The sequence below is a fragment of the Levilactobacillus brevis ATCC 14869 = DSM 20054 genome, assembly GCF_001433855.1.
Classification (GTDB): domain Bacteria; phylum Bacillota; class Bacilli; order Lactobacillales; family Lactobacillaceae; genus Levilactobacillus; species Levilactobacillus brevis.
This window is the reverse complement of record NZ_AZCP01000003.1, coordinates 169,713-194,186: the sequence shown is the minus strand read 5'-3', so window position 1 is coordinate 194,186 and position 24,474 is coordinate 169,713. Positions and strand designations below refer to the sequence as shown.

At 46.7% G+C, this 24,474-nt stretch carries 24 protein-coding genes and 1 pseudogene; 11 read left to right on the top strand and 14 right to left on the bottom strand.

The annotated features are described in order from the left end of the window. The first annotated feature begins 511 nt into the window (after positions 1 to 511). From FC61_RS06685 to FC61_RS06675, 3 genes are all read left to right on the top strand, one after another. On the top strand, positions 512 to 1,678 hold the full coding sequence (locus FC61_RS06685) for a DUF2075 domain-containing protein (protein ID WP_021742125.1): 1,167 nt from the start codon (positions 512 to 514) through the stop codon (positions 1,676 to 1,678). 140 nt (positions 1,679 to 1,818) lie between these two features. Further along, on the top strand, positions 1,819 to 2,022 hold the full coding sequence (locus FC61_RS06680; RefSeq protein ID WP_021742126.1) for a helix-turn-helix transcriptional regulator: 204 nt from the start codon (positions 1,819 to 1,821) through the stop codon (positions 2,020 to 2,022). After that, a complete protein-coding gene (locus tag FC61_RS06675) occupies positions 2,019 to 2,453 on the top strand; it encodes a DUF2178 domain-containing protein (RefSeq protein WP_021742127.1) in 435 nt (144 codons plus the stop codon). The genes FC61_RS06680 and FC61_RS06675 overlap by 4 nt, the downstream gene beginning before the upstream one ends. A gap of 107 nt (positions 2,454 to 2,560) precedes the next feature. Here the strand turns inward: FC61_RS06675 and FC61_RS06670 are convergent, their stop codons facing one another. After that, positions 2,561 to 4,507 carry a MucBP domain-containing protein gene (locus tag FC61_RS06670; protein ID WP_021742128.1) on the bottom strand — a complete coding sequence of 649 codons (1,947 nt, stop codon included), beginning with the start codon at positions 4,505 to 4,507 and terminating at the stop codon, positions 2,561 to 2,563. Positions 4,508 to 4,758: 251 nt separating this feature from the next. Here FC61_RS06670 and FC61_RS06665 point away from each other — a divergent pair, with 251 nt between their 5' ends. Beyond that, the gene (locus FC61_RS06665; RefSeq protein WP_021742129.1) at positions 4,759 to 5,358 is read left to right on the top strand and encodes an NADPH-dependent FMN reductase; all 600 of its coding nucleotides are present in this window, start codon (positions 4,759 to 4,761) and stop codon (positions 5,356 to 5,358) included. Between the two features lie 119 nt (positions 5,359 to 5,477). Here the strand turns inward: FC61_RS06665 and FC61_RS06660 are convergent, their stop codons facing one another. Next, positions 5,478 to 8,135 carry a MucBP domain-containing protein gene (locus FC61_RS06660; protein WP_052471870.1) on the bottom strand — a complete coding sequence of 886 codons (2,658 nt, stop codon included), beginning with the start codon at positions 8,133 to 8,135 and terminating at the stop codon, positions 5,478 to 5,480. 382 nt (positions 8,136 to 8,517) lie between these two features. Continuing rightward, positions 8,518 to 8,985, bottom strand: a complete 468-nt coding sequence (locus tag FC61_RS06655) for a MarR family winged helix-turn-helix transcriptional regulator (RefSeq protein WP_021742131.1) — start codon at positions 8,983 to 8,985, stop codon at positions 8,518 to 8,520. Positions 8,986 to 9,178: 193 nt separating this feature from the next. Here FC61_RS06655 and FC61_RS06650 point away from each other — a divergent pair, with 193 nt between their 5' ends. Together FC61_RS06650 and FC61_RS06645 are read left to right on the top strand one after the other, a co-directional pair. Further along, on the top strand, positions 9,179 to 9,802 hold the full coding sequence (locus FC61_RS06650; RefSeq protein WP_021742132.1) for an FMN-dependent NADH-azoreductase: 624 nt from the start codon (positions 9,179 to 9,181) through the stop codon (positions 9,800 to 9,802). Between the two features lie 20 nt (positions 9,803 to 9,822). After that, positions 9,823 to 11,256, top strand: a complete 1,434-nt coding sequence (locus FC61_RS06645; RefSeq protein ID WP_052471867.1) for an MDR family MFS transporter — start codon at positions 9,823 to 9,825, stop codon at positions 11,254 to 11,256. 116 nt (positions 11,257 to 11,372) lie between these two features. On the opposite strand, the gene FC61_RS06640 is transcribed toward FC61_RS06645, so the two are convergent. Further along, positions 11,373 to 11,966, bottom strand: a complete 594-nt coding sequence (locus FC61_RS06640) for an NAD(P)H-dependent oxidoreductase (protein ID WP_021742134.1) — start codon at positions 11,964 to 11,966, stop codon at positions 11,373 to 11,375. A gap of 91 nt (positions 11,967 to 12,057) precedes the next feature. On the opposite strand from FC61_RS06640, the gene FC61_RS06635 reads away from it, so the two are divergent. The 3 genes and pseudogenes from FC61_RS06635 to FC61_RS06625 all read left to right on the top strand — a co-directional run bounded on the left by FC61_RS06635 (position 12,058) and on the right by FC61_RS06625 (position 14,082). Next, positions 12,058 to 12,651, top strand: coding sequence for a Crp/Fnr family transcriptional regulator (locus FC61_RS06635; protein WP_021742135.1), 594 nt, complete (start codon positions 12,058 to 12,060; stop codon positions 12,649 to 12,651). A gap of 164 nt (positions 12,652 to 12,815) precedes the next feature. Next, a pseudogene (locus FC61_RS06630) lies at positions 12,816 to 13,436 on the top strand (IS6 family transposase). 169 nt (positions 13,437 to 13,605) lie between these two features. Then, a complete protein-coding gene (locus FC61_RS06625; protein ID WP_021742138.1) occupies positions 13,606 to 14,082 on the top strand; it encodes a hypothetical protein in 477 nt (158 codons plus the stop codon). Between the two features lie 268 nt (positions 14,083 to 14,350). Here FC61_RS06625 and FC61_RS06620 read toward each other — a convergent pair whose 3' ends face one another. The 6 genes from FC61_RS06620 to FC61_RS06595 all read right to left on the bottom strand — a co-directional run bounded on the left by FC61_RS06620 (position 14,351) and on the right by FC61_RS06595 (position 18,419). Then, a complete protein-coding gene (locus FC61_RS06620; RefSeq protein WP_035464793.1) occupies positions 14,351 to 14,578 on the bottom strand; it encodes a hypothetical protein in 228 nt (75 codons plus the stop codon). A 147-nt stretch (positions 14,579 to 14,725) separates the two neighbouring features. Next, the gene (locus FC61_RS06615; RefSeq protein WP_021742140.1) at positions 14,726 to 15,769 is read right to left on the bottom strand and encodes a zinc-dependent alcohol dehydrogenase family protein; all 1,044 of its coding nucleotides are present in this window, start codon (positions 15,767 to 15,769) and stop codon (positions 14,726 to 14,728) included. Positions 15,770 to 15,842: 73 nt separating this feature from the next. Next, entirely contained in the window at positions 15,843 to 16,316 is a 474-nt protein-coding gene (locus FC61_RS06610) for a flavodoxin (RefSeq protein WP_021742141.1), read from the bottom strand. 39 nt (positions 16,317 to 16,355) lie between these two features. After that, a complete protein-coding gene (locus FC61_RS06605; protein ID WP_021742142.1) occupies positions 16,356 to 16,805 on the bottom strand; it encodes a MerR family transcriptional regulator in 450 nt (149 codons plus the stop codon). 26 nt (positions 16,806 to 16,831) lie between these two features. Further along, positions 16,832 to 17,485, bottom strand: a complete 654-nt coding sequence (locus FC61_RS06600; protein WP_035464794.1) for an NAD(P)H-binding protein — start codon at positions 17,483 to 17,485, stop codon at positions 16,832 to 16,834. 76 nt (positions 17,486 to 17,561) lie between these two features. Then, positions 17,562 to 18,419, bottom strand: coding sequence for an alpha/beta hydrolase (locus FC61_RS06595; protein WP_042516699.1), 858 nt, complete (start codon positions 18,417 to 18,419; stop codon positions 17,562 to 17,564). Between the two features lie 275 nt (positions 18,420 to 18,694). Between FC61_RS06595 and FC61_RS06590 the strand changes: the two genes are divergently transcribed. After that, positions 18,695 to 19,366, top strand: a complete 672-nt coding sequence (locus tag FC61_RS06590) for an EAL domain-containing protein (protein WP_021742145.1) — start codon at positions 18,695 to 18,697, stop codon at positions 19,364 to 19,366. Between the two features lie 42 nt (positions 19,367 to 19,408). Here FC61_RS06590 and FC61_RS06585 read toward each other — a convergent pair whose 3' ends face one another. Together FC61_RS06585 and FC61_RS06580 are read right to left on the bottom strand one after the other, a co-directional pair. Then, a complete protein-coding gene (locus tag FC61_RS06585) occupies positions 19,409 to 19,780 on the bottom strand; it encodes a MerR family transcriptional regulator (protein ID WP_021742146.1) in 372 nt (123 codons plus the stop codon). A 12-nt stretch (positions 19,781 to 19,792) separates the two neighbouring features. Then, complete coding sequence (locus FC61_RS06580; protein ID WP_021742147.1) at positions 19,793 to 20,443, bottom strand: TetR/AcrR family transcriptional regulator; 651 nt, start codon at positions 20,441 to 20,443, stop codon at positions 19,793 to 19,795. A gap of 94 nt (positions 20,444 to 20,537) precedes the next feature. Here FC61_RS06580 and FC61_RS06575 point away from each other — a divergent pair, with 94 nt between their 5' ends. Further along, on the top strand, positions 20,538 to 21,539 hold the full coding sequence (locus tag FC61_RS06575) for an NAD-dependent epimerase/dehydratase family protein (RefSeq protein WP_021742148.1): 1,002 nt from the start codon (positions 20,538 to 20,540) through the stop codon (positions 21,537 to 21,539). Between the two features lie 76 nt (positions 21,540 to 21,615). Here the strand turns inward: FC61_RS06575 and FC61_RS06570 are convergent, their stop codons facing one another. Together FC61_RS06570 and FC61_RS06565 are read right to left on the bottom strand one after the other, a co-directional pair. Further along, a complete protein-coding gene (locus FC61_RS06570; RefSeq protein ID WP_042516698.1) occupies positions 21,616 to 22,581 on the bottom strand; it encodes a beta-galactosidase small subunit in 966 nt (321 codons plus the stop codon). Continuing rightward, entirely contained in the window at positions 22,565 to 24,451 is a 1,887-nt protein-coding gene (locus FC61_RS06565) for a glycoside hydrolase family 2 (protein WP_021742670.1), read from the bottom strand. The genes FC61_RS06570 and FC61_RS06565 overlap by 17 nt, the downstream gene beginning before the upstream one ends. Positions 24,452 to 24,474: the final 23 nt, after the last annotated feature.

Here is a 24,474-nt window from a genome sequence, read left to right as displayed (position 1 = left end):
TTCACTAGTATAACATACGCGACGACTAACACTGGTCTGATCGGATTGGGAGCCAGTTTCCTTCTTACGCTTCTGAACAACCGATATCTCCTTAAGAACGGAGCGCCATGTAAAAGGCCATATTTCTATTTGGAATCTTTAAATACGGATTCTGCCATCTGCTGGAAATATGAGACATTGTCCAGCATCTAAAAACCTTGATAACTATTACCCCCACACCTGTGGGGAATACACTAAAGAATCCTTGATATACCGGCATTCTTATTTTGAAAATTCGGCTATTTTTATCACTTTGCTCTTAAAGCATACTCCAGCTATCCCCAATTCATAAACTCTTAACCGACTAAATAATTTAGGTCAACTATAGTCACTAGATTCCAAAATTCTCCACTTTCCCGCTCCAGTCAATCCACCTTAAAAATTTCAGCGTCATCACCGTAACCTGCTATAATGAATAGTGCTATTTCCAACGTCTCAGTGACGCTAATTCACTAAATTTAGGAGTTATTCGATGAATAAAATTTTACAGGAACAGTTCTTTGTCGACGATTTGTCTGACGACCAAAAGGCTGTTATTACCGACATGAATCATTACATCAAAGACAGCCTCAATGGCCAAGAATCCGCCGTTGCCATCATTCAGGGCGCGGCCGGTACCGGTAAGTCCGTCGTCTTAATGGAACTTGTCCGTCAGTATATGACCGACAAACGTTACCGGACTTCACTTGTGGTCAATCACCCCGAACTTTATAAAGCCTATCAAGACTTGGCTGAATCCATTCCCAATATGAAAGCCAGCGCCATTCGCCGGCCCACTTCCCTCATTAACTACGCGCAAAAGAATCATAAGCAATACGATATTATTTTTGTTGATGAGGCCCATTTACTCTACTCCAAATCTGAACCCTACGCCCACTACCGCGGCCAAAACCAGTTGACTGACCTGATGAATTTAGCCAAAGTCGTTGTGGTCGTATACGATTTCGACCAAGTCTTCCAGTCCAAAATGTACTGGGACCAAGACCTCCTTTACCAAACCATCGGTCACCATCCCCACAAGCGATTCGATATGAACTTCCAATACCGCATGGTCGCCAGTGACGAACAAGTCGCCTGGATGGATGATTTAGCGGCTGAAAAACCGCTGCGTCCTTTCCCAGAAAACAGTGACTTCGAATTCAAAATGTTTGATACCGCTGGTGAACTCTTCGAAAATATCAAAAAGCGCAACAAGGAAGTCGGTATGAGCCGCGTCGTGGCCACCTCTGGCTTTCCACGCATCGATGGTCGCCACAATGTGGAAATGGACTCCTTTAGCCTCCCTTGGGATGAATGGGACCCCCAGCGGACTCACTGGGCGAAACGTGAAGGCTCCATTACGCAAGTCGGTACGATTTACACACTCCAGGGCTTTGACTTGAACTATGTGGGGATGATTATTGGTCCATCGTTCGGCTACGATCCGCAGACCGATACCATGACGATCATCCCCGAAAAATATTCACACAAAGAAATCTTCAAGAAACGCAAAGACATGCAATTCAGCCGCGACGAATACAAAACATTTATTGCCAACGTGCTTAACGTGTTGATGAAGCGCGGTAAGTACGGCCTCTACCTAACAGCGTACGATGATGCCTTGCGGGCTCGACTATTAGAACTTGAAAGTCACCAATAAATCAAATGAACGAAACCGGCCATCGGACTCCCTTTCGATGGCCGGTTTTATGCTATCAGGATCACTAATTGTTGACTAAAAATGTAAAATATGTTTTACTTAATTTGTCAAAGATGTTTGACACAAGGACGTGAATCTTGATGAAAAATACCATCGCTACTCGGCGGAAACAGCGAAAATTGTCACAGGCCGAATTGGCCCAACTGACCGCCGTCACGCGACAAACAATTAATGCGATCGAAAACAATAAGTATGATCCGTCACTATCCCTCGCATTCAAGTTAGCTGCCATTTTAGAGACCACAGTTGATGCATTATTCAGTAACGGGGAGGATGTCAAATGAGTCGTGCTAAAAGGATTCTTCGGTTTACATTTTGGGTGAATAACTTAGTATTTCTGTTGTTAGCTGCACTGATTATTGTCAGTTTCAGTCATCTGTTTTATATCTGGGCACCGATTCTATCGGTCATGTTGGTGGTCACCTGTGTCGCGATGCTCTGGTACATGCAGCACCACCTCGGCGTCAAGTCATTTAAAGGCCTTTACTGGGTTGACGACGAACGCGATCGGCTGATTACTCTGAAAGTTCATTCCACAGTCATGATCAGTGCCACTTATTTTCTATGCGGATTGCTCGGCATTATCTGCTTACTGTTGAATTGGCACCTCTCGACTCAGGAACTGGGGCAAACGCTCCTAGCCATCATTTGGCTAGCCCTAGTTGCCAGCAATCTACAATATTACTGGTTGTGGCTCAAGTACGACCAGGCGTAAAACCAGACACCTTGATTGTTTCATGTGGAACAACCACATGCTAATCCAAAAGCGCGCCCACATCTGATAAATTCATCAGAAATGGGCGCGCTTTTTCGTCATCACTTTTATTTGATAGTTCGGGTAGTTACCGCCGCAGAATGCTGCGTACTTTGCTGCACCGAATTTTGCTGTACCTTTACCAATTTTTTATTCGTTGTCACATACCGACCATTGGTTAGTACATACCGCGTAGTTAAATGGTACCGCACTAGCCGTTTGACTCTTAACGTTTGTCCGCGCCGATAATGCCGCGTCTTGCCGGTTAGCTTACGTGTTGGATACCCATTAACCCCTTGGGGATTGATGACCGTCACTCGGGTATACGTGCGTTGATAGTAAACATTCGTCACGTAAGCCTTTTTGGCGGTAATATAACCAACCTTGCCGGCCGTCTTAGAGTGATGGTTGACGTCCCGCACTTTAAATCGTAGCGCGTGATGCTTAGAATGCGCACTGCCAATTACGACAAACATCGGCCGCTTAGTTCGTGACTGTTTGGCATACCGTGCCCGCACCTGTGACGCTTTAAATGTCGGCCGTTGATACAGCCGCACGGCCTTGGTTGCGTAAACGGCCTGACCCTTGAAAACCGCTAAGTCAGTGTCGCCCCCTGAAATCAAGTCACCACTTGATAAACTATCGTCTGAATTAGACGAACTGATCGGGGTACTCGATGAGTGACTCGTGGCTATCGAACTTGATGAGCTTGATGAACTCGACTCATCGGCCGCCTTAACCGTCAGCGTAACGGCCTTAGATTGACCATCGCGGGTGGTTAGAGTCACCGGATAACGACCCGGTTGATTAAGCGTGGCTTGGCTCAAATCCACCATCACTGGTAATGCCTGTCCATCTTTGTCCGTGGCTTTAGCCTTAAAAGTTTCACTAGTCGGTGTTGGATCACCCACCGTTATCGTTGCATCTTCACCCAACAAACTCTGTTGGTTCTTCTCATCTACAGCATAGTGGTACGTCACCGTGTACGGACTACTGCCAAACGTCCCGGTTGGCTCACCATCAACCGACGTCACATGATAGCCAGCGAAAGTCTTGGCTTGCGCCGTAAACGTATCGCCGTAATACCCAGTCAACGTATCGGCCTTGACTAATGCCTGATTGAGCTGATCGAGATACTGCACGGTCACTGGCTGCCCAGGATTCTTCGCTCGGACATACGTGTATGGCGCTGCTCCCTTAAACTCGGCCATGAGTTGTGAATAGGTGTATCGATTCTTTCCCGTTGGCGCCTCAGTAGTCCCATCACCGATATCTTGCCACATATCCTGATAGGCATCATTGTGAAATGGCTGTAAGTTGGTCCCCGTCAAAAGTGAATCTGGTCCTAAATGAATAACCGTCAGATTCATATTCATCAATGCCCGCGTGGCATCTGCATTGCGAAAATTAATTCCAGCCAAGTCCAATTCATGTACTCGTGGCGCCAGCATAAACATCCACTGGGCCAATTTTAACTTCGGCATTTGCCAGCCAGACAGATTAATCACATCTGACTGCGCCCGCATAAACATGAAACCCGCGTCAGTAACATTGTGGACATCCCAACTCGTCAGATCAAGATTCGGCACCTGAATGCCAAAAAAGGCAAATTCAAAGTTGGTCACGTGACTGGCATCAATTTGATCAAGACCTTCAATACTGGTGGCCCCGAGGTAACCAAACAGTTCGCGACTATTAGGCGCCAAAGTTACCGGCCCTTCAATCACAATTTTGGCAACCTGGTCGCCATAAGCCGTCCATGGTGGCGCACTTTGACTATTCGACAAGTTGGCAAACGTCCCCGCACCAATGTGCAATGTTAAATCATCCGAAATATACCAATGACTCGTCCCAAAATCACCAGAATGTAAAATTCCCTGCATTTGCGTTGTGGTCGTTGCGGCTTGAGCCGTTATAGATGTGCCATTCATGACAATACCTATGCCACTCAACAAACCAGTTGCTCCTAACAATATCAGCAATCGTTCGGTTTCTTTAATGACTGTTTTTTTCATTATGATCCCTCATTTGAGCTTTCCTCATAACTCACGAATTATTGATCTTAAATAACGGCTATACCAATTACTGTTTATTATACTAACAAAACTGTTGGACTTCAATTAATGGCGCTCATTACAACCAATTAAAGTGAACGGTCAAGCCCAGTCATTAATAATTCCATACCTACTAGACAAACGATTATCAACGTGCTAAACTAAACTCAGTTTTCGCTTACTTTTAGTTAGTTAATACAAGGAGGATCTTTATGACCACTAGAATTGGTATCATTTTAGGCACGCCCCGGCAACCGTCTTTGGGGAGTCATCTATTTCACTACTTACAACGCACCTTCCCCAACACTGACAAGGTAACGTTCACGTGGTTGGCACTCCGAGACTATCCTTTACCATTCTACGATCATGAAGAAACGCCTCTAGAAACGCCAATCCACGACCTCAGCACCCCTGAACAGGCATGGTTAGATCAGCTGGCCGCACAAGATGGTTACATCATCATTAGCCCTGAATACGATCATGCCATCCCGGGTATCCTCAAAAACGCGCTCGACTTTGTTGGCCCTGAAGTCGATCACAAGCCTGTGCAAATCATCACCTACTCCCATTACAGTGATGGCGGTATGTTGGCGGCTGAGTCCATGGTTGAAATCTTACAAATATTAAAAATGATCGTTTTACCAACACCCGTTCTTCTCTGGAACGCGGACGATAATTTCACTGACCAAGGAACCTTGCTTGCCGATGCAACCAACAGTGCCCACTTTGCTCAGCGATTGCAAGAAGCCTTTGCGGACATCGCGTTTTACAGTCAGTTGCTAAAGGCCCATCCTTACTCATCCGAGAACTAACCGCATCACTGGGACTGTGACATAAGATTAATAGGTTAAAAAGAAGCGCCATTTGAGATTGTTACTGAATCTCAAATGACGCTTCTTTTATCGATATACTAACTCACATGAGCCATTGCTTAGTGTTCACGCTTGCCCCGTTTCAGACCAAAGATACCACCTAGCACGGCCAACAATGCAACGCCCCACCAAGCAGTTGTTCGCTGCTCATTTGTTTGCGGTAACGTCTCCGCTGTCACCTTAGCCACTGGCCTGGCGGTCGCTGTCAAATTCACAGTTTTTGTTGCTAGTTTAGCAGTCGCAGTCGTTGCGGATGAGCGCACAATCTGGTCACCCTGCCCAGCCGCCAATTTTGTCGGTTGTCTGGTCACAGCGCTCGGCTTAGGTGCCGGTTGGTTAGGCGTAATTTTTCCTGAGTCACCACCAGTTACCGGCTTCCCTTGGTCACCACTACCCGCCGTTTGTGTATCTTGCAACTGGTAGATGTAGTACACATCTTGACTTGTCGCGCTATAGATGCCATCGGCATTCCCCGACGTGGTGATTAACTGGTAGCCCGGAATTGTCTTGGCAGTCGTGGTGTAAGCCTGACCCACGGGCCCACTAAGGGTGTCAGTCTTATCTATACTATCGCCAGTGGCTGTTTGATAGTGCACTGTCACGGTTCCAGTCGTAATCGGTGTCCCAGGATTACCCGGATCAACTGGTGTAACCGGCTTTTCGCTGGCCTTATAGTACACGTAAATATCGGGATTAACATCGCCAATTGTCCCATTCAGCTGTTGATCTGCCACGGTTACAGGACCCGCTACTCGATCGTATTGGTACCCATCAATCGCTGGAATCGTGGTCTGCCACGTACTCCCGGTTCGGCCGGACTCCTTGACCAGTTTCTGTCCAATCGCATTGCCGGCTTCATCGACCAAATAGATCTTTTGTAACGGACTAAATAACAGTGTGATATTTTGAGCGTCACTATTGTAGGTGACGGTTGAATCTGCCGTTGTTTGACTAAGATCTGGACTGAGTTTAACCGGCTTTTCATAAGTAAATCCCCGGTCTTCCAATTCAGCAATAGTCTGTTGAACCGATGCATCAGTCAACACATCTAACCCACTGCCAGTTTGACCACTTAAAATAACAAATGGGGCAATTTCAACACCGCCGTCCAATTGAAAGTCAACGGTGACCGCTCCTGTACCAGCTTGCAAGGTGTACGGCACCATAATCGTGCCACTAAACCGTAACCCATCCGGCGCCACCGGCTGCCGATAGTCATTATGGCGACTGACATCCCAAACTAACTTTAACGTTCCTTCCGGTTGACTAAGATCAGACCAAACTGTCCAATTACCAACACCAATGCCTTTAGCGGTTGCTGGTGACTGCGGGTCACTATCCATAAACTCGTTAAAGTCATGTAGGTTGTCATAAGCAAATGACCAGGTTGATAAATGTTGGGTCGCTGGATTCAAGGCCACTTGGTCCAATGTCCAAGTTTGTCCATCTGCCCCTATATTATAAAAGGGTTGCTCTGGATCAAAGAACGGTTGCCAATTCAAGCTTAAGACGGGCATGATATCAAAGATATGGTTGCCACCTAACGACATCAGTTGCGGGATCGCCGTAATATTTCGGAGTGGCGATAGATCGGAAATATTATTGTTATCCAACACAATGGTCGACAGGTTAACCAGCTTGGCCAATGGTTTCAAGTTGGTAATTTTATTAGGATTATCGGCGTCTTGACTCACATTGAGGCTTGTGAGCGCCGTCAAATTGGTCAAAAACGTCAAGTCAGTTATGTTATTATCCATCAAACTCAAAGACGTTAGATTAGTCAAGTTAGCCAAGGCCTTAGCATCTTCATCCGTAATCTGGTTGTATCCCAAGTTCAGCGTTGTCAGTTGCGTCAATGCCTGCAGCGCCGTCAAGTCTTTTAATTGCCCCCGCAAGCTCGTATTTCCCCAAAGCCGGCTAGCCCTGGCTTCCGGCGTGATTACCAATCGTTGTAAATTAGTGGCCTTCTCCAATCCGGTCAATGATTCAACATTCACAATTGCATCATAAAAAGCCCGATCGGTTTCCTGCTTCGTATCCCCCGCCGCCGAATCAACATCTAATCTGGTCAGCTGAGACAACAGGTCAGCCGTGATCTGATTAGTCGCCGTAATTTCTGGATGCGTTTGTTGAATGGCATACAAAACTAACTGCTGTAAGTTCTTATCGGGAATTAAATCGTCAACTGTTTGAGGTGTCGCTTGTGGTACTGCCACCCGCGCTGCTCTCAAACCGTTTTGCGTCGGGGTTTTATCAGCCTTGGCGTTAGCAACTCCTGCTGCATCTGACTCATCATACGTTGCTGTCGTATCTGCGCCTGCCTGTGATTTCACCGTCTCTGATTCAGTTGCGGGGATAGTCGTCGCAGTCTTCGGTGCAGCTGCTGGTTCTGTCGACTTTGTCGCAGGCGACGCGGCCGTAGCCGATTCAGTGGATGTGTTAGTTGTTGCATTCTTCTGATTATCTGCCGCTTTAGCAGGTACTGTTTGCTCAGTTGCGGACCCCGCTGTCGGTTGGCTAGTCGTTAACTTAACCTGATTTGTTGTCGATTGATTGGCCGCTTCCGTCTGTCCAGTGACATCCGGCGTATCCGATGTCGTATCTGCTTGTGCCACTTCTGTAGTTAGGCCAACCGTTCCTAGTGTTAACGCAACCGCACTCGTCATTAACCACCGATTCTTATGCTGCTTTATTCCATGTTGTTGACTCGTCTTCACTGGAAAGACCCCCATTATGTATGTACCGTGATCAAGTCGCGGTGATAAGTTAGCTATTATAAAATGTCCTGATTAACTATAATGTAACACTGCACTCTCATTTAATCAATGCTTCAAACAATTAGTAAACAGATCTAAAGTTGCCAATCCCCATAACCCGCACAAAATCGCTACCTTCCAGTAGCCACCATCTTATTTTTAACTTTAATCCTCCAGAAGAATCGGCGTTCAAGCAATGATGGCTCCCAATAATCCGCAAGTATATAAACTAATTTACGCCAATTCTAATTACAATCCCGGTCAATCATTTATTACCATCAAAAAACAACGACTCGCCAACTAACTGGCTGTGTCGCTGTTTTTTCTATACTATCCCAGTATTTTAGCAAGACTGATTGGGCTGCCCCGCTTCATTAGATCTTTGGTTAAAGGTTGCCGTTATCTTCTTAGCATACGTTAGAAAAAGAGCGACATCTTCCGGCGACAATTCCTCGCGAACGGCCTGTTCCACATCACGCCAAATCTCGGCCGCTTGTTCTGCTAATGCACGTCCCTTAGTTGTCAGGCTAATAATTGTAACGCGCTTATCCTTGGCCGACTTCTGCGAGTCAATCACGCCGGTTTTGAATAGCCGATTAGCAGACTTAGCAATGGTTGAGTGATCGACATTCAGGGCCCGCACCAACTCATTTTGTGAGCGGTGATCCTGCCGCAATAATTCTATTAATAACAAATCTTGTCCCGGATATAAGCCAATTTGACGGATTTTTTTAGTCGTTAAAACCCGATGACTAATTACTAAATCGATAATCGACGTCCCTATTGGAAAATCCAAGTTTGTTTCATCCATAATAAAAACCTCCGTTTGCCAGTGTTGGCGTCACCATGACTAGCCTGGCCGCGCATATTACAGCACTATGTATCTCTAAATTTACACGAAATTGGCAAGAAATGAAAGATATATGTTGCCGGACACATAAAAAGGTGCTATATTCTTTTACGTGGTTGGCAACACATTTAATTAAAAAAAGGAGTTCACCAATATGACAAACGTTTTAGTCGTCAAAGCTCATCCCTTAAATAGCCAACAATCACGGACGCTCACCGTGCTAGAAGCCTTTCTTGAAACATACCGGCAGCAGCATGCCACCGCCAATATCGAGATTAACGACTTGTATCAATCACAATTTCCAGAAATCGATGCCGATGTCTTAGGCGCTTGGCAAGACTTACGTGCTGGGAACACTCCCGAACAGCTTCCCACCCATCAACGTGACAAAATCACCGTCTTTAACACAGCCGTTCAACAATTCATTGCAGCCGATAAGGTTATCATTGCCAATCCACTGTGGAACATGTCGATTCCGACTAAGCTAAAGTCCTGGATTGATGCAATTAATGTCGCCGGGAAAACATTTAAGTATAACGCAGATGGTTCCGCAACGCCATTAGCACCAGGAAAGAAGATTGTTCACATTCAAGCAACTGGCGGTAAATATGCGGGGCAAGATTTCGGTACTCAATACATTCAGATGATGCTGAAATTTCTAGGTGCTACCAGTATTACCAAAATCGGTGTCGAAGGAATGGATCATTTCCCAGATCAAGCGCCGGCCATCATCCACCACGCAATTGCGCAGGCACAGGCCGTTGCTACCCATTTCTAATATAAAAGGAGACTTTGCTATTGACCGAAGAAAGAAACATTACGACCGGTTATGACGTCACTGGGAAAAAGTATCCCCGGATTCTTCTCATTTTATCCGTTTTAATCGGTGGATTTATGACGGTTTTAACCGAAACTTTATTGAACAATGGTCTACCAACCATTGCCCGCAACTTGCACGTCACCACCGCCACCGTTCAGTGGCTATCCACGGGCTACCTCCTCGTAATTGGCATCATGGTGCCCGTATCCGCGCTGTTGCTCTATCGCTTTGATTCTAAACGACTCTATCTAACTGCCCTAACAATCTTTTTAGTTGGCTCCTTGCTAGCTTACATTGCGCCCAACTTTAGTCTGTTACTAGTAGGCCGGCTCATTCAAGCGCTGAGTGTCGGGATCATTATGCCCTTCATGCAAAACATTATGATCTTAATCTTTCCGGCTGAAAAACGGGGAATGGCAATGGGACTCACGGGGATTGTGATTGCTTTAGCCCCCGCCTTAGGCCCCACGCTATCTGGCTGGATCGTCGATCAATTCTCTTGGCGTGATCTATTTGGCATCATGGTACCCATTACCATTGCGGTTATTCTGTTAACCATGGTTGGCATGCGGAAACTAATTGTCCTGACTCATCCGCGAATTGATATTTTATCAATTATTGAGTCGAGTGTTGGTTTTGGCGCGCTCCTCTATGCATTGGCAACCATCAGTGGTGGCCATTGGTTCATCATTGGTGTAACACTTTTGATCGGGATCATTGGAATCATGCTGTTTGTCCGCCGACAACTCGCAATGGATGACCCGATGTTAAATCTACACGTTTTCCAGTCACCTATGTTTACGTTAACCACGGTCCTGAGCAGTCTGAGTAACATGGCACTGCTCGGCATGCAGCTACTAGTGCCCTTGTATCTCCAATCGGTTTTTCAGATTCCGGCCCTAACTGCTGGCCTAGTTATGATTCCCGGTGCTTTAATGATGGCTATTGTTAATCCCATTGCCGGTATGATCTTTGATCGTTCGGGGATTGAAAAAATGTCACTTGTGGGCTTTACAATTTTTACTCTCGCAACAATTCCCTTTGTCATCATGACGCCCACTTGGTCACTTATCACGGTTACCCTTCTATATGCCATTTGGATGGCTGGTATTTCACTGATCGTCATGCAACTGGGAACAGCCGGGATTAATGCCCTACCATCCGAACTAGTTGCTCATGGTAACGGCGTGAACACCATGGCCCGGCAGATTGGTGCGTCAATTGGAACCGCACTCTTAATCACCATTTCCACGTTAGGCTCCCAAATGTCACACGCAACCACAAAGGTTGCCAGCTCTCTATTCGGCTATCATCTCGCCTTTTTGGCCTTAGTAATTCTATCGTTACTAGGCTTGATTGGTACATTTTGGCTAAGAAAGGCTAGCCGGACAACAGCTACAGTAACTGCCTAATCTCGTATTACACCCCCACGTCACTAGTACGCAGGGGTGTTTTTTTAACATATTTGGTTCTTGCAATGATTAGACACGACCGGTCTCACATGCTAGATTAAAGGTAGTCATCGCTATTATTTCAATCGAAAATTGGCCAATCGGGTTGCTCGTTGGGTTGCCGTTAATTTCTCAACTTGGGAAAAGTTTTGCCATTTAAAGCGCCATAGTCGCGTCTTCATAAAGGTCCCTCGCTGTAACGCCTTGCGTAGTGGCGCACCAAAAATCCAGCGATAAGCCCAATTGGGGGTACTCATTGTGGTAATAACCCGAATCTGTGGGTGCTGGGTCAGTGTCGTTTGCATCGTGTCAGCCGCATACAACTGCCCTTTAGCGTAAACCTTGTCGAGAAATCCCTTAGTCATAGCTGGCATGACTTCCCACCAAACCGGAAACATGAAGATGATTTGGTCCGCTGCGCGTAATCGCCGCTGATAATCGGCCACCTGGTCATTAACGGGTTGTCCCTGCCGCCAGAGTTGTAACTCGGCGGCTGACATCACTGGATCAAAACCATCTGCATGCAGATCAATTAGGTCCACGGTTTGCTGCTCCGCCTGTAATTGTTGTTGCACTTGGTGGGCCACGGCAGCCAAAAAGGATCGGTGATGGGGCACATTTTGATATGCGGCGGCGGTATAAGGATGGTCAAAAATAATGACTGTTTTCATTTAAAAGCCCTTCTTTACTTTAGTTGTTCCGAGTTTAACGGGTAACAGCTTCGACCGCATTAACCTTTGTTAAGAAAAGGAGATTTTTATAATGACACAACCACTGCCGCCATATTTACGCACTAAGTTCCCAGAGTTAGCTGCTAATTGGGCCCAACTCCAAGGCTATTTTTACTCACGTCATGTACCCGCACATACACGCTTACTAATGGAAGGCACTGTCGCCACCAGACTTTACTTGGTTGTCCAGGGAAGCTTGCGGATGTGGCACACCACCGACCAACGTGAGGTGACCCTCCAATTTTTCTTTGAAAATCAGCCGGTAGCGTCGTTTGAAAGCTTCTATCTCGAACAACCCAGTGATTCTGCTATCGAAACGCTAGAGCCAACTGACTTATTAATTCTGGATAAAGCCGACTTTGATCAGATTCGTCGAACCTTACCCGGGTTTGAGAGTAGTCTCAATCGCTGGCTGTATGCCAGATTTATTGCCTACCGTCAGCGTGTCTACACCCAATTACAAACAACCCCCACGGGCCGCTATCAGGCACTGGTCGCCGATAATCCCATGATTTTAGACCGGGTCCCCTTGCATGAAATTGCCACCTACTTAGGCATGACGCCGGTCTCATTGAGTCGGATTCGTGCCCGGCTAAATGAGCAAAATGGGACTAATGGCGTGTAGAACGTAGTCAGTGGGTCAAGTTGTTTCACGTGAAACAACAGCTTTCCTGGTGTGCCTTATCCAGTTTGCTGCACAATAATCAACAGAAAAAGGGGTTCTGGTGCAAAGTTTTAGTAGTATCCGTAATTTGATAGAATTAAAGAAAATCATTGGGAGTTGATCACATGAATTGGTTTAAGGGTCGTCATTTTAATCAAGATATCATCACGGTAGCCGTTGGCTACTATTTTAGATTCAATTTAAGCTATCGTGATGTCGTTGAAATTATGGCCGATCGGTGTGCTTCGGTACACCATACAACGATCATGCGCCGGGTTCACCACTATGGTGCAATTTTCCAGATGCTGTGGCGTCGGCATAAACAATCCACTTCACAAAGTTAGCAGGTTGACGAATCCTACATTAAGGTTAATGGTAGTTGGAACTATTTATATCGTTTAATTGACAATCAAGGCTTAACACTGGACTTTTCTCTAAGAAAACAACAAGATTATCTGGCCGCTTATCATTTCTTAAAACGACTGTTAAAGGCCTACTGTCGCCCAAACTGTTTGGTAACAGATCAGTATGGGACAACGCTCAAAGCAATTAAACAAGTAGCTAAAGATGGCTTAACGGACCTAAAGGCCCATCAATGTTCCAAATATCGCAATAATCTAATTGAACAAGAGCATCGATTTATCAAAAGGCACCGCGTTCAATCAGCAGGCTTTCAAAACGTACGCACGGCCGCTAGTACCCTGGCTGGAGTTGAAGTTATTCATGCAATGAGAAAAGAAACCTGAAGAAACGGAAGTCTCTGCGGGTTTTCAGTGATTACTGAATTAAAACAAATTTTGGCAGTGTATGCTGCCCATAGTTTAGAATAATCAATTCATGTGAGCTCAGTTATGGCTTTGCACCAGAACCATTTGAGGTAGGTACAAGCATTTTGTGAAGGGAGCAATAGGATATATGAATAAGCCTAACAGCAATAGGAATACAATAAGTACGCTTGCTTTATTATCGTTCATATCAAGTGTATTAGTCTTTTTTAATCGCTCTATTTTATACTCGTTAATACTTATTGGTTTTGCTGGTTCCAATATTATTTTATCGAGCTCAACAAGTGGTCACGCAAATAGTACCTTGCCTAAAAACGGTCCAGTCGTAAGTGATATAAACGTTGCAATCATTAAGAGGCGCTTGTCAGGCTATTATGTCACAGTCAATGCGTATTTAATCGCCACTTCGTTTTTGCATCTAATTATCGATGGTGTTAATAAGGCTTTCCCTAAAAACGATAACTGTGCATGGGTTCTGAAAGTGACTTCTATAACACTTATGTTGGTTGTACTCTCAATATTTTTTGAAGTGCTCTTTGTTGGAGTGAACCGCCAATTCAGAAAATATTTAGACAGAAAAATTAATAGAGAGAACGAGAGTGAATAAAATGAGTAATGATATTGAGCGATTAGAACAACGGTTCTGGTGCAAAACTTGAAAATAAAATATGTTGTTTCAAAGGTAAAAATAGCTTTAAATAAATGTTTTACTTTTTTGAATTTTTATTTTTCATATGAGTTTGAGTGCTTTTTCAAACTTTGCACCAGAACCATCATTACTAATCTAATTAAAGCGCTCATAGATGATCCGCACTTATTTCAGTCCGGGGATCTATGAGCGTTTTACCTTAACAATCTATTCAACTGGTATTAACCTAATGTTTCACTTTTACCGAATGATGAATCACCCGATAGCTACTTTCAATCACCAACGTGACCAGCCATAACGTCACATACACCGCGTAACCGCTGAGGACCAGTGTCACACTCGCCCCGGTACCAATCGCCAAAAACGCCAGCAACGATAACGGGATAAACAGGTCTGACAAGACCTTGAACCACTCAGAATACGTGGCAAAGACAACAAAGGGTTTTCGTTTCATCATCATGACCCCCTTTCGGCTTCGTAGGATAGTGCCATCAACGCCTTGGGGATAGTCTTTATGCTTAAAATACACCGGTTAGTTCAGTCGCTTTTCATGCGCAACACTAAAAAACAGCCACCGCTTGTCGGTAGCTGTTTTTTCCATTTAGTCACTCACAATCAGCAAGGACTTAATGGCTTCACGATGATCCATTGCTTCATAAGCTGCCTGAACATCGTCCAAATCAAACCGCTTCGTGAATACCTTTCCCGGGTGAATATCCCCATTTAAAACGGCATCCAACAGGACCGCACGATCATAAGTCGTCACTGACGCAATCCCACCACGTAACCCAATATTCTTCCAAAATAGGTTATTAGTGTTCATTTCTGCCTTTTGGGGAACCCCCACGCGACCAACGACTGCGCCAGCCCGGCCAACTTTAACGGCCGTATCAACAGACTGTTCCGTTCCCACACATTCGAGCACGGCATCAGCCCCGGCGCCATCCGTTAACGCCATTACCCGCGCAACAGCTTCGTCACCTCGTTCGGCTACAATATCCGTTGCGCCAAATTCGGTCGCTAGTCGTTGCCGATCTTCATGACGACTCATTGCGATAATTCGGGTTGCCCCACGCAATTTAGCCGCAATGATACCACAAAGACCAACCGCCCCATCGCCCATCACAACAACTGTATCACCAGTCTTAACTTCAGCTGTCGCTGCGGCATGGTAACCAGTCGCCATCACATCGGACAACGTCAACAAGTCATTGAGCTGGGCATCCGTGTAGTCGCTAGGTTGCCCAGGAATCTTAACCAATGCCCAATCCGCATTGCGGAATCGAAGGTATTCACCTTGGTAGCCCACGATTTCGTCGTCCGTTTGCGCATTTTCACAGTTGCCATCGAAGCCAGCTAAGCAAGCCGCACAATGGCCACAGCCGTGCGTAAAGGGTGCCACAACAAAGTCACCCGGCTTAACGTTCGTGACCTCAGCCCCCACACTTTCCACAACGCCAATCGCTTCGTGCCCAACTGGTGTGTTGGCTTGCCGTTGATTAATTCCCCGATACCACCATAAATCAGACCCGCAGACACACGCCCGTACAATCTTCAAGACCGCGTCCGTTGGATTCTTCACTTCTGGCTTAGGTAATTCTTGAACATCGATTTTTCCTGGTTCAATAAAGACAGCTGTTTTCATTTAAGATTCCTCCATCATTATGACTTTTCTATAAATATAGCATAAACCTTCAAGTTCACTTTAAGGCAAGCACTTAATGTGCCATTTTCTCCCACCATGCCATTACTTGGGATTGCGCGTTAGGTAAATCACTCGCTGTTAACCCCAGTCCCGTCGCAACTGATACTTGTGGCATGAGGCTAGCAAAGTCAGCCTCATAATCTCCCGGTGTCCCTGCACTGGTATAAAACGGTGCCACCGTTCCCGTATAATTTTGTAACTGGCGCAAAAACTGCCGAACGGGTGTTGCAACATGGCCGGACCACACCGGACCCCCCACTAAAATACAGGTATATTGATTAAGATCCGGCAAGGGGGTAGTCAAAGCTGGTAGGTCACCACTGGCCAATTGCTGTTGGGCCACATCAGAAGTTGCATACATATCATTGGGAAATGTTCCCTTTGCTACGGTCAAATCAAGCCGTTCGGCTCCCGTTACTTGTTGCACCACCGTAGCTAATTGCGCCGTCGTATTGGACCAAGAATAGTCCACTAATAATGTTTTCATCGCTTTAACGGTATCCTTTCTTAGCTGATAAGTATCTCATTAATAATTAAATCCATCACCAGCAACGTCATCGTCACCATCAGCCGCCTGCTTCGCCTGGTGTTCACGCTCTAACTCCCGTAACTCTTCTTCAGTCGTTTCCATGTGATCGTAAAAATGATTGAGTTTGTAGTTTAAGTGATCAATAGCTGATTGGAGATCATCGCGTTTTTCTTCCATTGTTGCTAGCTGTGTCTTGAGAAGTGCAATTTGTTCCTTAGTATTATCTTCTTGGGCATCAAATAATTCGATGTACCGCCGTAAGTTATCAATACTCATCCCGGCCGCCCGCATTTGCGTCACGAATCGAATTCGCCGCAAAATTCGTTCATCAATATCACGGTTACCCACTTCCGTCCGGTCAATCGCCGGAATCAGTGATTCCTTTTCGTAGTAACGAATAGCAGCGGAAGAAACTCCCGTCTGCTCACTAGCCTCTTTAATGTTCATTTACTTACTCCTTTTATTAATAATCATTAATAAACCGGTCGATTTTGTCCTTGCGTTGCTGGATTAGCCATCCCGATACTCTCCCGTTGATACAACGTTGGCTGACTAATCAATTTAATCATCACATCAGCCACACTCTGGCGTGAACCAGAACCCCCGTCGTACGGCTGATCATGTGTCGTTATAGTGTAAGCCACTTCATCACGATCATTCAACCAAGGCAACCGCAACGTCGTATAATCCAGGTCAGATGCCGCCAATAATTGGTCCGCTTGCCGGGCTGATGCCATACCAGCACCAATCATCTCTGCGTTCCACCGCCCAAATTCACCGCCGACTTCGTGATACAAGCCTAACACATTAGTGGCGAGTACTCGGGTAACCTGATGCACGTGCATCCCCGCAATCACGTTCTTAGTTATCACATTATCTGGCGTGTGATCGACCGTTCCGATAACCACTATATCCTGACCAGCGATCACGTTAGCAACCGCTTGGGCATCCGTTATATCGCCCTCGACGACCGTCACTCGGGGATTATCCGCCAAATTAGCAAGTCGGTCCGCTTGCCGTAAAAATAATGTTAATTCAACATCAGCCAAATCGGCCTCCGTTAAGATGCGATGCTCAACAATTCGGGCAATTTGACCATTGGCGCCTAAAATAACAACTTTTTTCATTGAATTCATCCTCCTTAACATCATTTGATAGACTTACTTTAAACCTTCATGTGGACTTCAAGGCAAGTCTTTTCAGTTATTTTTGCCAAAGAAATTTAATTAATTGGCGATCGACGGTTGGATTACTGTGTAACTGACTGTGACGCGCTAGTCGACCCGTTATTTGGTGTTCAGTATACGATTGGGCCCGCTTAGCCACCAAATACTTCAGCGATAGTGATGACACATTCGGGACCGTCCCATCTGTTTGACCGCCAATGTTGCCATACAGATTTAAGACACGCAATTGATGCCGCGGCAAGGTTCGCCGCAACTGTGTCATCTGGCGATACGTGGCATTCATCCGGTTCGGTTTTCCCGCAGCATCTAACGTTAATCCGCGAGGTTGCCGAATACTGGCTGGCACTTGCTTGAAATTTAGTCCCGCAAAATGGCCGGCAATCGCAACTTGCTTCTGCAACACCGGCAGTCGGGCATCACGATCATGTTGCAACAAGTAATAGATTGGTGAAATATTCCCCAGTGAATGCCCCACCATATTGATCGCCTTAAAATGGTAACGCCGTTGAAGTGTTCGCACCACATTTGTCGCCCACTGCCCGTGTACCGCGTAATTAAGCTGGCGATTATCAGCATAATTGACTTCAACAATCGGGTTGATGGCCCCCTTAGGAATCTGGCCGACCATGGTCACCTTGCCTGTCCGACTAACCATTGCCCGGACTACGGTGTGCGTCACGCCCGCTCGTCGGGCCGCTGCCACCATATGCGTCTCCGCGTGATAGCTACTACCCCCACCATGAAAAAATAAAGTGGGCGTCGTCGACTGCCGATAATTTTGCGCCGTCGATTGCCGTTGCACGGCTAAGCCAACGATCGCTAAAAGTAACAAGCCACTCAAACCCAACACCCAATTTCTAATCCGTCTTGTCATATTCATTCCCCCTAATCCCCTTAGCATACGCCCTTCAAGTTAGTAGAAGCCAAGGCTCAATATCAAAAAAAATCCAAGTGAATTAGTGCAACCGGTAGCATTTCGATGACTTAGCAGTTACCGCCTCATCTAAAAGTAAGCGGATTCATTTTTAATTTCTCAGAGATAATTAACTGTGGTATCATTTTAACGGTATTTCTGTTAAGGTATAACAAAATAATGATGATGAGTATCAACAAACCCTAAATATAGTGCCCATTAGAGGAGGACTCAGCATGACGTATAAATTCTTTGCGCAACCCATTCAACATTTAATTACCCACCAAACGATTCTGTACGAGTTGTTACTCCGGCAATGGGACGCAACCGCCCAACGCTGGCAGCGACCAGATACCTTTGAGTTGCCAGCAGACACCGTCATCTCTCTGCTAGATACGGCTATCGCTGATCTCGCTAATAGCCGCGTTTCTATCAACCTCACTTGCCAACAATTTGCCAGTACCACCTTACTGCATCAGCTCACCACTTACATTCATAACCACTTGGAACCACGGCAATTAACCATCGAGCTGGTTGCCCCACCAACGTTACCAGTCCTCCAAAGTGTCGGCGCCGTCTACCGAGCCACTGGAACGCTGATCGCCTTTGATGATGTCGGGTCCGATAACCATTTCGCCACGATCAATCACCTGCTACCCTACGTTAATACGTTAAAATTTGCTCTCCAAAATATGCGGACAACTACGGATCAGCCCTTACCACCAGCCATTCTCAGTAATCTCAAATTCTGGGCGACTAAAGCCGCCGAAGAACAACTCTTGTTTACATTAGAAGGGATCGAGACGCCCAACGATATCACGCTAGCTAAGCAATTAGGTGTTTATCGCGGACAAGGTTATTATTTCTCACAACCTCAAATCCCGCAACACTTTAATCAGGCTCAGTAATTAAAAACGACCAGCTGATCATTTTCAGTTGGTCGTTTTTAGTTACTCAAGCGTTTGAAAATAAGCGATTTTCTGTGCCAGAAAGTTCTGCATGTCGGTTAGCCTGGTAATCTCCTGTGACACCGTCTGCTGGTAACCTTGGAGCTCCGCAATCTTTTTTTGCGGACTATCATGGACATCCGTATTGGCAAGTCGCGCCAAGTCTAATCCCAGTCGTCGAAAGATCTGAACCATCTGTAGCCGTTCTAAATTTTGCTTAGAGTACTGGCGATAATTATTGGCATTACGCGCAATGGGGCCTAATAGATTAAGGCGCTCATAGTAGCGCAATGCGTCCTTGGTCATCCCGGTTATGGCCTGAACATCTTTCGTTGAAAAGTTTTTCTGATCGTCAGGAATGATAAAAGTATTCATCGGCCTACCTCCTTAATGGCTAGCAATTTGGGCATAGGTCGCCCGAAACTCTCGTAAAATAGTCGCCATAAATCCCGTCACGTTGGTAAGCTGTAACTGGTCACGCGCAGCTGGCGTCACCAGACCAGTGAGTTGCAAATCAAAAATCGCTGACATGTAATGTTCCGCGGCCGTGAGGGTTAATTTCTGCTGGCGAACCTGAGTCAACACCGCTGAAACCAACGTCTGGGCCTGAAAAATAACAAATTCGGCGCTAAAGTCGGCCACTAAAAACCCAGCGTTTTGTCCTTGCGCCACATAGCTTTTTAGCTGTTCAAAGTAGGTCTGATAAGCCTGTTCGAACCGTTGGTACAAGTCTGGATAAACCTGTTGCAGATCTGCCTTAAACTTGTCCGTGGTGGCCCCCATCAACAGTAGCGAATCTAACCAGATAGGCAAGAAAGTTGCTGGGGTAAAATGCTTGGGTACCGGGTGCTCCGCAATGAATTTAAAGTGCCGGTCAACCACAGCCGCTACAATTTCATCTTTATTTTTGAAACATAAGTATAACTTAGCCCGGCTCACGTTTGCCGCAGTCGCTAATTTACTCATGGATAACTGCCGAAACCCATCGATTAAGATCACGTGATTCAACCGAATTGTCAGCTCTTTTTGGTCAATCATGTTCTCAACTCCTATGAGAACATCATACCATAGCTTTACTTTTTAGACAATTTAGAGTATTATTTGTCTAAATTAAGCTTAGAGGTGTCCATAAATGAAAAAAGTTGTTGTCTCCGGTGGTTCCGGATTTGTTGCCAGTTGGGTGATTGCGGATTTCTTAAATCACGGTTATGCCGTGACAACCAGTCTCCGTTCGCTAACCAAAGCTGATGGTATTAAGCGTGCTTTAGCCCGGTATGTCCCGGCTACTGCCCTCGCTAACTTGACCTTCTTCGCGGCTGATTTAACGCAGCCCGATGGTTGGGCCGCTGGCATGGCTGGCGCTGATGGGGTTATTCATGTAGCGTCTCCCCTGGGGCATGGAACTGAGTCCACTGATGAACTGGTTCGCGTCGCCCGTGACGGCGTTCAAAACGTCTTCCAAGCGGCTGTCACTGCCGGTATTACTCGAATTGTTATGACGAGCTCCCAGGCAGCTTCTACGCCCGACAGCCAGGTGACAGGGACCCTGACTGAAGACTTTTGGACTGATCCCCAAAATCCCGAACTTGATGCCTATCGAATTTCTAAAGTAACGGCCGAACGAACCGCCTGGGAACTGGCAGCAGCCCATCACTTGGATTTAACTACCATTCTCCCCGGTGCGATCTTTGGCCCCGTTATGACCCAAAATCTCAGTTCTAACGCCATTTTATTACAGCTACTACAAGGACAACTTGCACTGCCAAAAGTTCCTTTAGAAATTAGCGACGTCCGTGACCTAGCTACCCTCCACCGGCTTGCTTTTGAGCAACCAGTAGCTAGCGGCAAGCGCTATTTGGCTGCCTCACAAACACTGACTATGCTGGATGTGGCCCGACTTTACCAACGTCATTTCCCACAACTTCATCTGCATGCGCGCCCATTACCTAACTGGGCTACCCGCGTGGCGGCGAAGTTTATACCTAGTCTGCGAGCACTCGTGCCCATGCTCGATCGTCAATACCATCACACCACGGCAGCCGCCGAGACTGACCTTGGGTGGCAGCAACATACACCAGATGATACGGTATTGGCGGCGGCCCAGCGGCTGATATCGTTAGGCCTTGTTAAATAAGATCATTAACGCCTACACCAGTTATTTGACGACAAAAAGAGCCCGGGAATTGATCCCTGACTCTTTTTTTAATCGTTTAAACCGGCGTTGGCCCGGCAATTTCAAAGCTAAAGTCGTGGTCGCTGTCACCAGCAATGTGGTAAGGAGCTTCCACATCGGAACCCCAACTATCGATTCCTCCGACTCCGCGAACGGCGCCGTAAATCGTCAGAACTGTCCGGCGCGGCACCGGCAACTCCTCTTGGTGCGTCGCATTTTCTAATTCCGTTGGCATATAGGGTAAGCAACTAAACGCAAAGTGGTGCTGCGTTTGCCGGACTTTTAGGCTAAAGGCATCGTGGTCAGCATCCGCATTGTTTTGTGTGGTTCCTCGCGTCACCGTCACCCACTGATTATCGACGTGCATACCGCACTCTTGCGGCACCAGATAAGGGGTTACCGGCAGGCCAGCTACCTGGTGAATCCCTTTACGGCCACCGGCTTTGCGATCCGGATACGTTTCCCCGGAAAGTCCCTGGTAAGCAAATCCTAAGGCTGGCGTCGGCATGACTAATCGCAACCCCAGCGCTGGCAGTTCCGGCAAGTCCGCCTTGCCTGCATAGTGTACCGCAACCGTCATCGCCCCACTAGCAGCTACCGTGTAGGTCACCGCAATGGTTGTCGCCGGCGTCGTTGGTGTGGTATAGGTAAACGTCACGGCCACAGTTGTAGCCGTTTCGTGATCGGAATAGCGGTTATTTTCAGGGGCAATCGGTAACGGAATTGATTGGCCGTCAATTGCCACGCTAATATGATCGCAGCTGCTAAAGAGATCTGCCCCTAGCCATTGGGCCGACTTAGTCGAAAAACCATTGCCACGGTCATTATCGGTCGTGGCTCGCCACAACGCTGGCATCGGCGTCCGATACAACCATTCCTTGCCGTCTTGCACCAAGGATTCCAAGCCGCCGCGATCATAGGCAAAAATGTAATGAAAACCTGGTCCGCTGACCCCTAACGTCACGTCACCAAAAATCACGTTTAACTTAGTCGTGTTGTCCATAGTAATAGTCCACCTCCTGTAAAGCTGGCTTGGGTGTCCGGTCAGCAAATAACAGCCCGTCACCGGAAAATTCATAATCAGAATGGCGATCGTCAAAGTCACCGCCATACCGCAGTACTGGCTGTCCCGTAACCTCGTCTTTAACCCACAAGGCCTGGTCAATGAAGTCCCAGATAAACCCACCCTGATACATTGGGTATTGGTCAATCAACGCATCATAACTGGCCATCCCACCCAGTGAGTTGCCCATGTCATGCATGTACTCGCAATTGACAAAGGGTTTCTGGGGATCGTTTTTAAGGTAATCTTCGATCGCCCGTGGCGGATCATACATCATACTTTCCATATCCGAGATGCGATCTTCATAGACCCGATTACGGCACACCCCTTCATAATGAGTTAAGCGCGTCGGATCGGCGTGGTGGTAGAAAGCATCCATTGCCGCGATGTCATCGCCAGCATAGGATTCGTTCCCCAGTGACCAGAATAAAACGGCTGGATGATTCTTAAACATCTCATAGTTACTCTTGGCCCGATCAAGCACGGCTAACTGCCATTGTGGCAAGCTTCCTGGCACATTGTAAGACGGCTCCACAGCCCCCATTTTTTGCCAAGTTCCGTGCGTCTCCAAGTTATTTTCAGCCATCATGTAAATACCTTGCTGATCACATAAGTAATACCAGGCATCTTGGTCCGGATAGTGGCACGTCCGCACCGCATTGATATGGTTGTCGTGAAAAGTTTGAAGATCTCGCGTCATGTCCGCCATGGTCACAGCCCGACCACGATGTGCATTCCATTCGTGGCGATTGACACCATTTAAAATTAATCGCTGACCGTTTAAGCACATGACTTTATCTTTGAGCTCAATGCGCCGGAAGCCCACTGGATAAGGGACGACTTCCACCACTTGACCAGCAACATCTTTTAAGGTAATCCGCAATTGGTAAAGGTAAGGATCGTGGTGATCCCAGAGGTGGACGTGATCAATCGCGGCCGCCAAGTCTAACGTACTAGCTGCCGGTTGCTCAGTTGCCCAGACTTCTTGACCATCGGCCGTTAATAGTTGCGCCGTCGCAGTCCCCGAAAGTTGGCTAGCGGCCGTCAGTTGCAAGCGCACTTTTAAATCACCTGTCTGAAACGCGTCATCTAAACCAGCTCGAATGGTCAGATCTTCTACATGCAGCGCCGGCTTGGCAACCAACCGAACACTCCGGAAGATACCCGAAAACCGGAACATATCTTGGTCTTCCAAAAAAGCGGCCGTACTGTGTTTAAAGACTTCCACGGCCAATAAATTTTGCCCGGCCTGTAAATAAGGCGTCAGATCAAATTCTGAACGGCTAAAACTATCTTCGGCGTAGCCCACAAACTGGCCGTTGAGCCAGAGAAACATGGCCTGTTCGACACCGTCAAATTCAATGCTAACCCGTTGATTGGCTAGCGCTGGGTTCAGGGTAAAGTGCTTGACGTAAGCCCCAACTGTATTTTGGGGATCAGTACTAAACATCCCTTTTTCTGGCTGATCAGCGCCCATACTATAAGCCGGTCGCCGATAATGGTGCCCCTCCCATGGGTAAGGCGTGTTAATATACTGAATCTGACCATAACCAGCTAGCTCAATATGACCTGGCACCGTCAGCCGATCAAAGGCTGAGCGGTCATAATCAGGTTGGTAGAAGCCTTCAAATCGATGCACTGGGTCTAGCGCAAAGGCAAATTGCCAGGTCCCGTCGAGACTTTGAACCAGGCTACTGTGCTGCGCGGTGGCTTCCTCAACTGAAGCATACCCACGGTGATCACTGTGCGCTGGTAGTTGATTGATCCGAAATGTTTGCGGATCATCTAACCAAGTAAGATCTGCTTTCAAGCTACTTCCTCCTTTTTTATAAA

Excerpts from the sequence above, each read along its gene's own strand:
- FC61_RS06605 (WP_021742142.1), bottom strand. The coding sequence starts at position 16,805 with ATGAACATTAAAGAGGCTAGTGAGCAGACGGGAGTTTCTTCCGCTGCT.
- FC61_RS06685 (WP_021742125.1), top strand. The coding sequence starts at position 512 with ATGAATAAAATTTTACAGGAACAGTTCTTTGTCGACGATTTGTCTGAC.
- FC61_RS06570 (WP_042516698.1), bottom strand. The coding sequence starts at position 22,581 with ATGGACAACACGACTAAGTTAAACGTGATTTTTGGTGACGTGACGTTA.
- FC61_RS06575 (WP_021742148.1), top strand. The coding sequence starts at position 20,538 with ATGAAAAAAGTTGTTGTCTCCGGTGGTTCCGGATTTGTTGCCAGTTGG.
- FC61_RS06580 (WP_021742147.1), bottom strand. The coding sequence starts at position 20,443 with ATGATTGACCAAAAAGAGCTGACAATTCGGTTGAATCACGTGATCTTA.
- FC61_RS06610 (WP_021742141.1), bottom strand. The coding sequence starts at position 16,316 with ATGAAAACATTATTAGTGGACTATTCTTGGTCCAATACGACGGCGCAA.
- FC61_RS06600 (WP_035464794.1), bottom strand. The coding sequence starts at position 17,485 with ATGAAAAAAGTTGTTATTTTAGGCGCCAATGGTCAAATTGCCCGAATT.
- FC61_RS06665 (WP_021742129.1), top strand. The coding sequence starts at position 4,759 with ATGACCACTAGAATTGGTATCATTTTAGGCACGCCCCGGCAACCGTCT.
- FC61_RS06680 (WP_021742126.1), top strand. The coding sequence starts at position 1,819 with ATGAAAAATACCATCGCTACTCGGCGGAAACAGCGAAAATTGTCACAG.
- FC61_RS06620 (WP_035464793.1), bottom strand. The coding sequence starts at position 14,578 with ATGAAACGAAAACCCTTTGTTGTCTTTGCCACGTATTCTGAGTGGTTC.
- FC61_RS06650 (WP_021742132.1), top strand. The coding sequence starts at position 9,179 with ATGACAAACGTTTTAGTCGTCAAAGCTCATCCCTTAAATAGCCAACAA.
- FC61_RS06625 (WP_021742138.1), top strand. The coding sequence starts at position 13,606 with ATGAATAAGCCTAACAGCAATAGGAATACAATAAGTACGCTTGCTTTA.
- FC61_RS06675 (WP_021742127.1), top strand. The coding sequence starts at position 2,019 with ATGAGTCGTGCTAAAAGGATTCTTCGGTTTACATTTTGGGTGAATAAC.
- FC61_RS06640 (WP_021742134.1), bottom strand. The coding sequence starts at position 11,966 with ATGAAAACAGTCATTATTTTTGACCATCCTTATACCGCCGCCGCATAT.
- FC61_RS06595 (WP_042516699.1), bottom strand. The coding sequence starts at position 18,419 with ATGACAAGACGGATTAGAAATTGGGTGTTGGGTTTGAGTGGCTTGTTA.
- FC61_RS06590 (WP_021742145.1), top strand. The coding sequence starts at position 18,695 with ATGACGTATAAATTCTTTGCGCAACCCATTCAACATTTAATTACCCAC.
- FC61_RS06615 (WP_021742140.1), bottom strand. The coding sequence starts at position 15,769 with ATGAAAACAGCTGTCTTTATTGAACCAGGAAAAATCGATGTTCAAGAA.
- FC61_RS06635 (WP_021742135.1), top strand. The coding sequence starts at position 12,058 with ATGACACAACCACTGCCGCCATATTTACGCACTAAGTTCCCAGAGTTA.
- FC61_RS06655 (WP_021742131.1), bottom strand. The coding sequence starts at position 8,985 with ATGGATGAAACAAACTTGGATTTTCCAATAGGGACGTCGATTATCGAT.
- FC61_RS06585 (WP_021742146.1), bottom strand. The coding sequence starts at position 19,780 with ATGAATACTTTTATCATTCCTGACGATCAGAAAAACTTTTCAACGAAA.
- FC61_RS06670 (WP_021742128.1), bottom strand. The coding sequence starts at position 4,507 with ATGAAAAAAACAGTCATTAAAGAAACCGAACGATTGCTGATATTGTTA.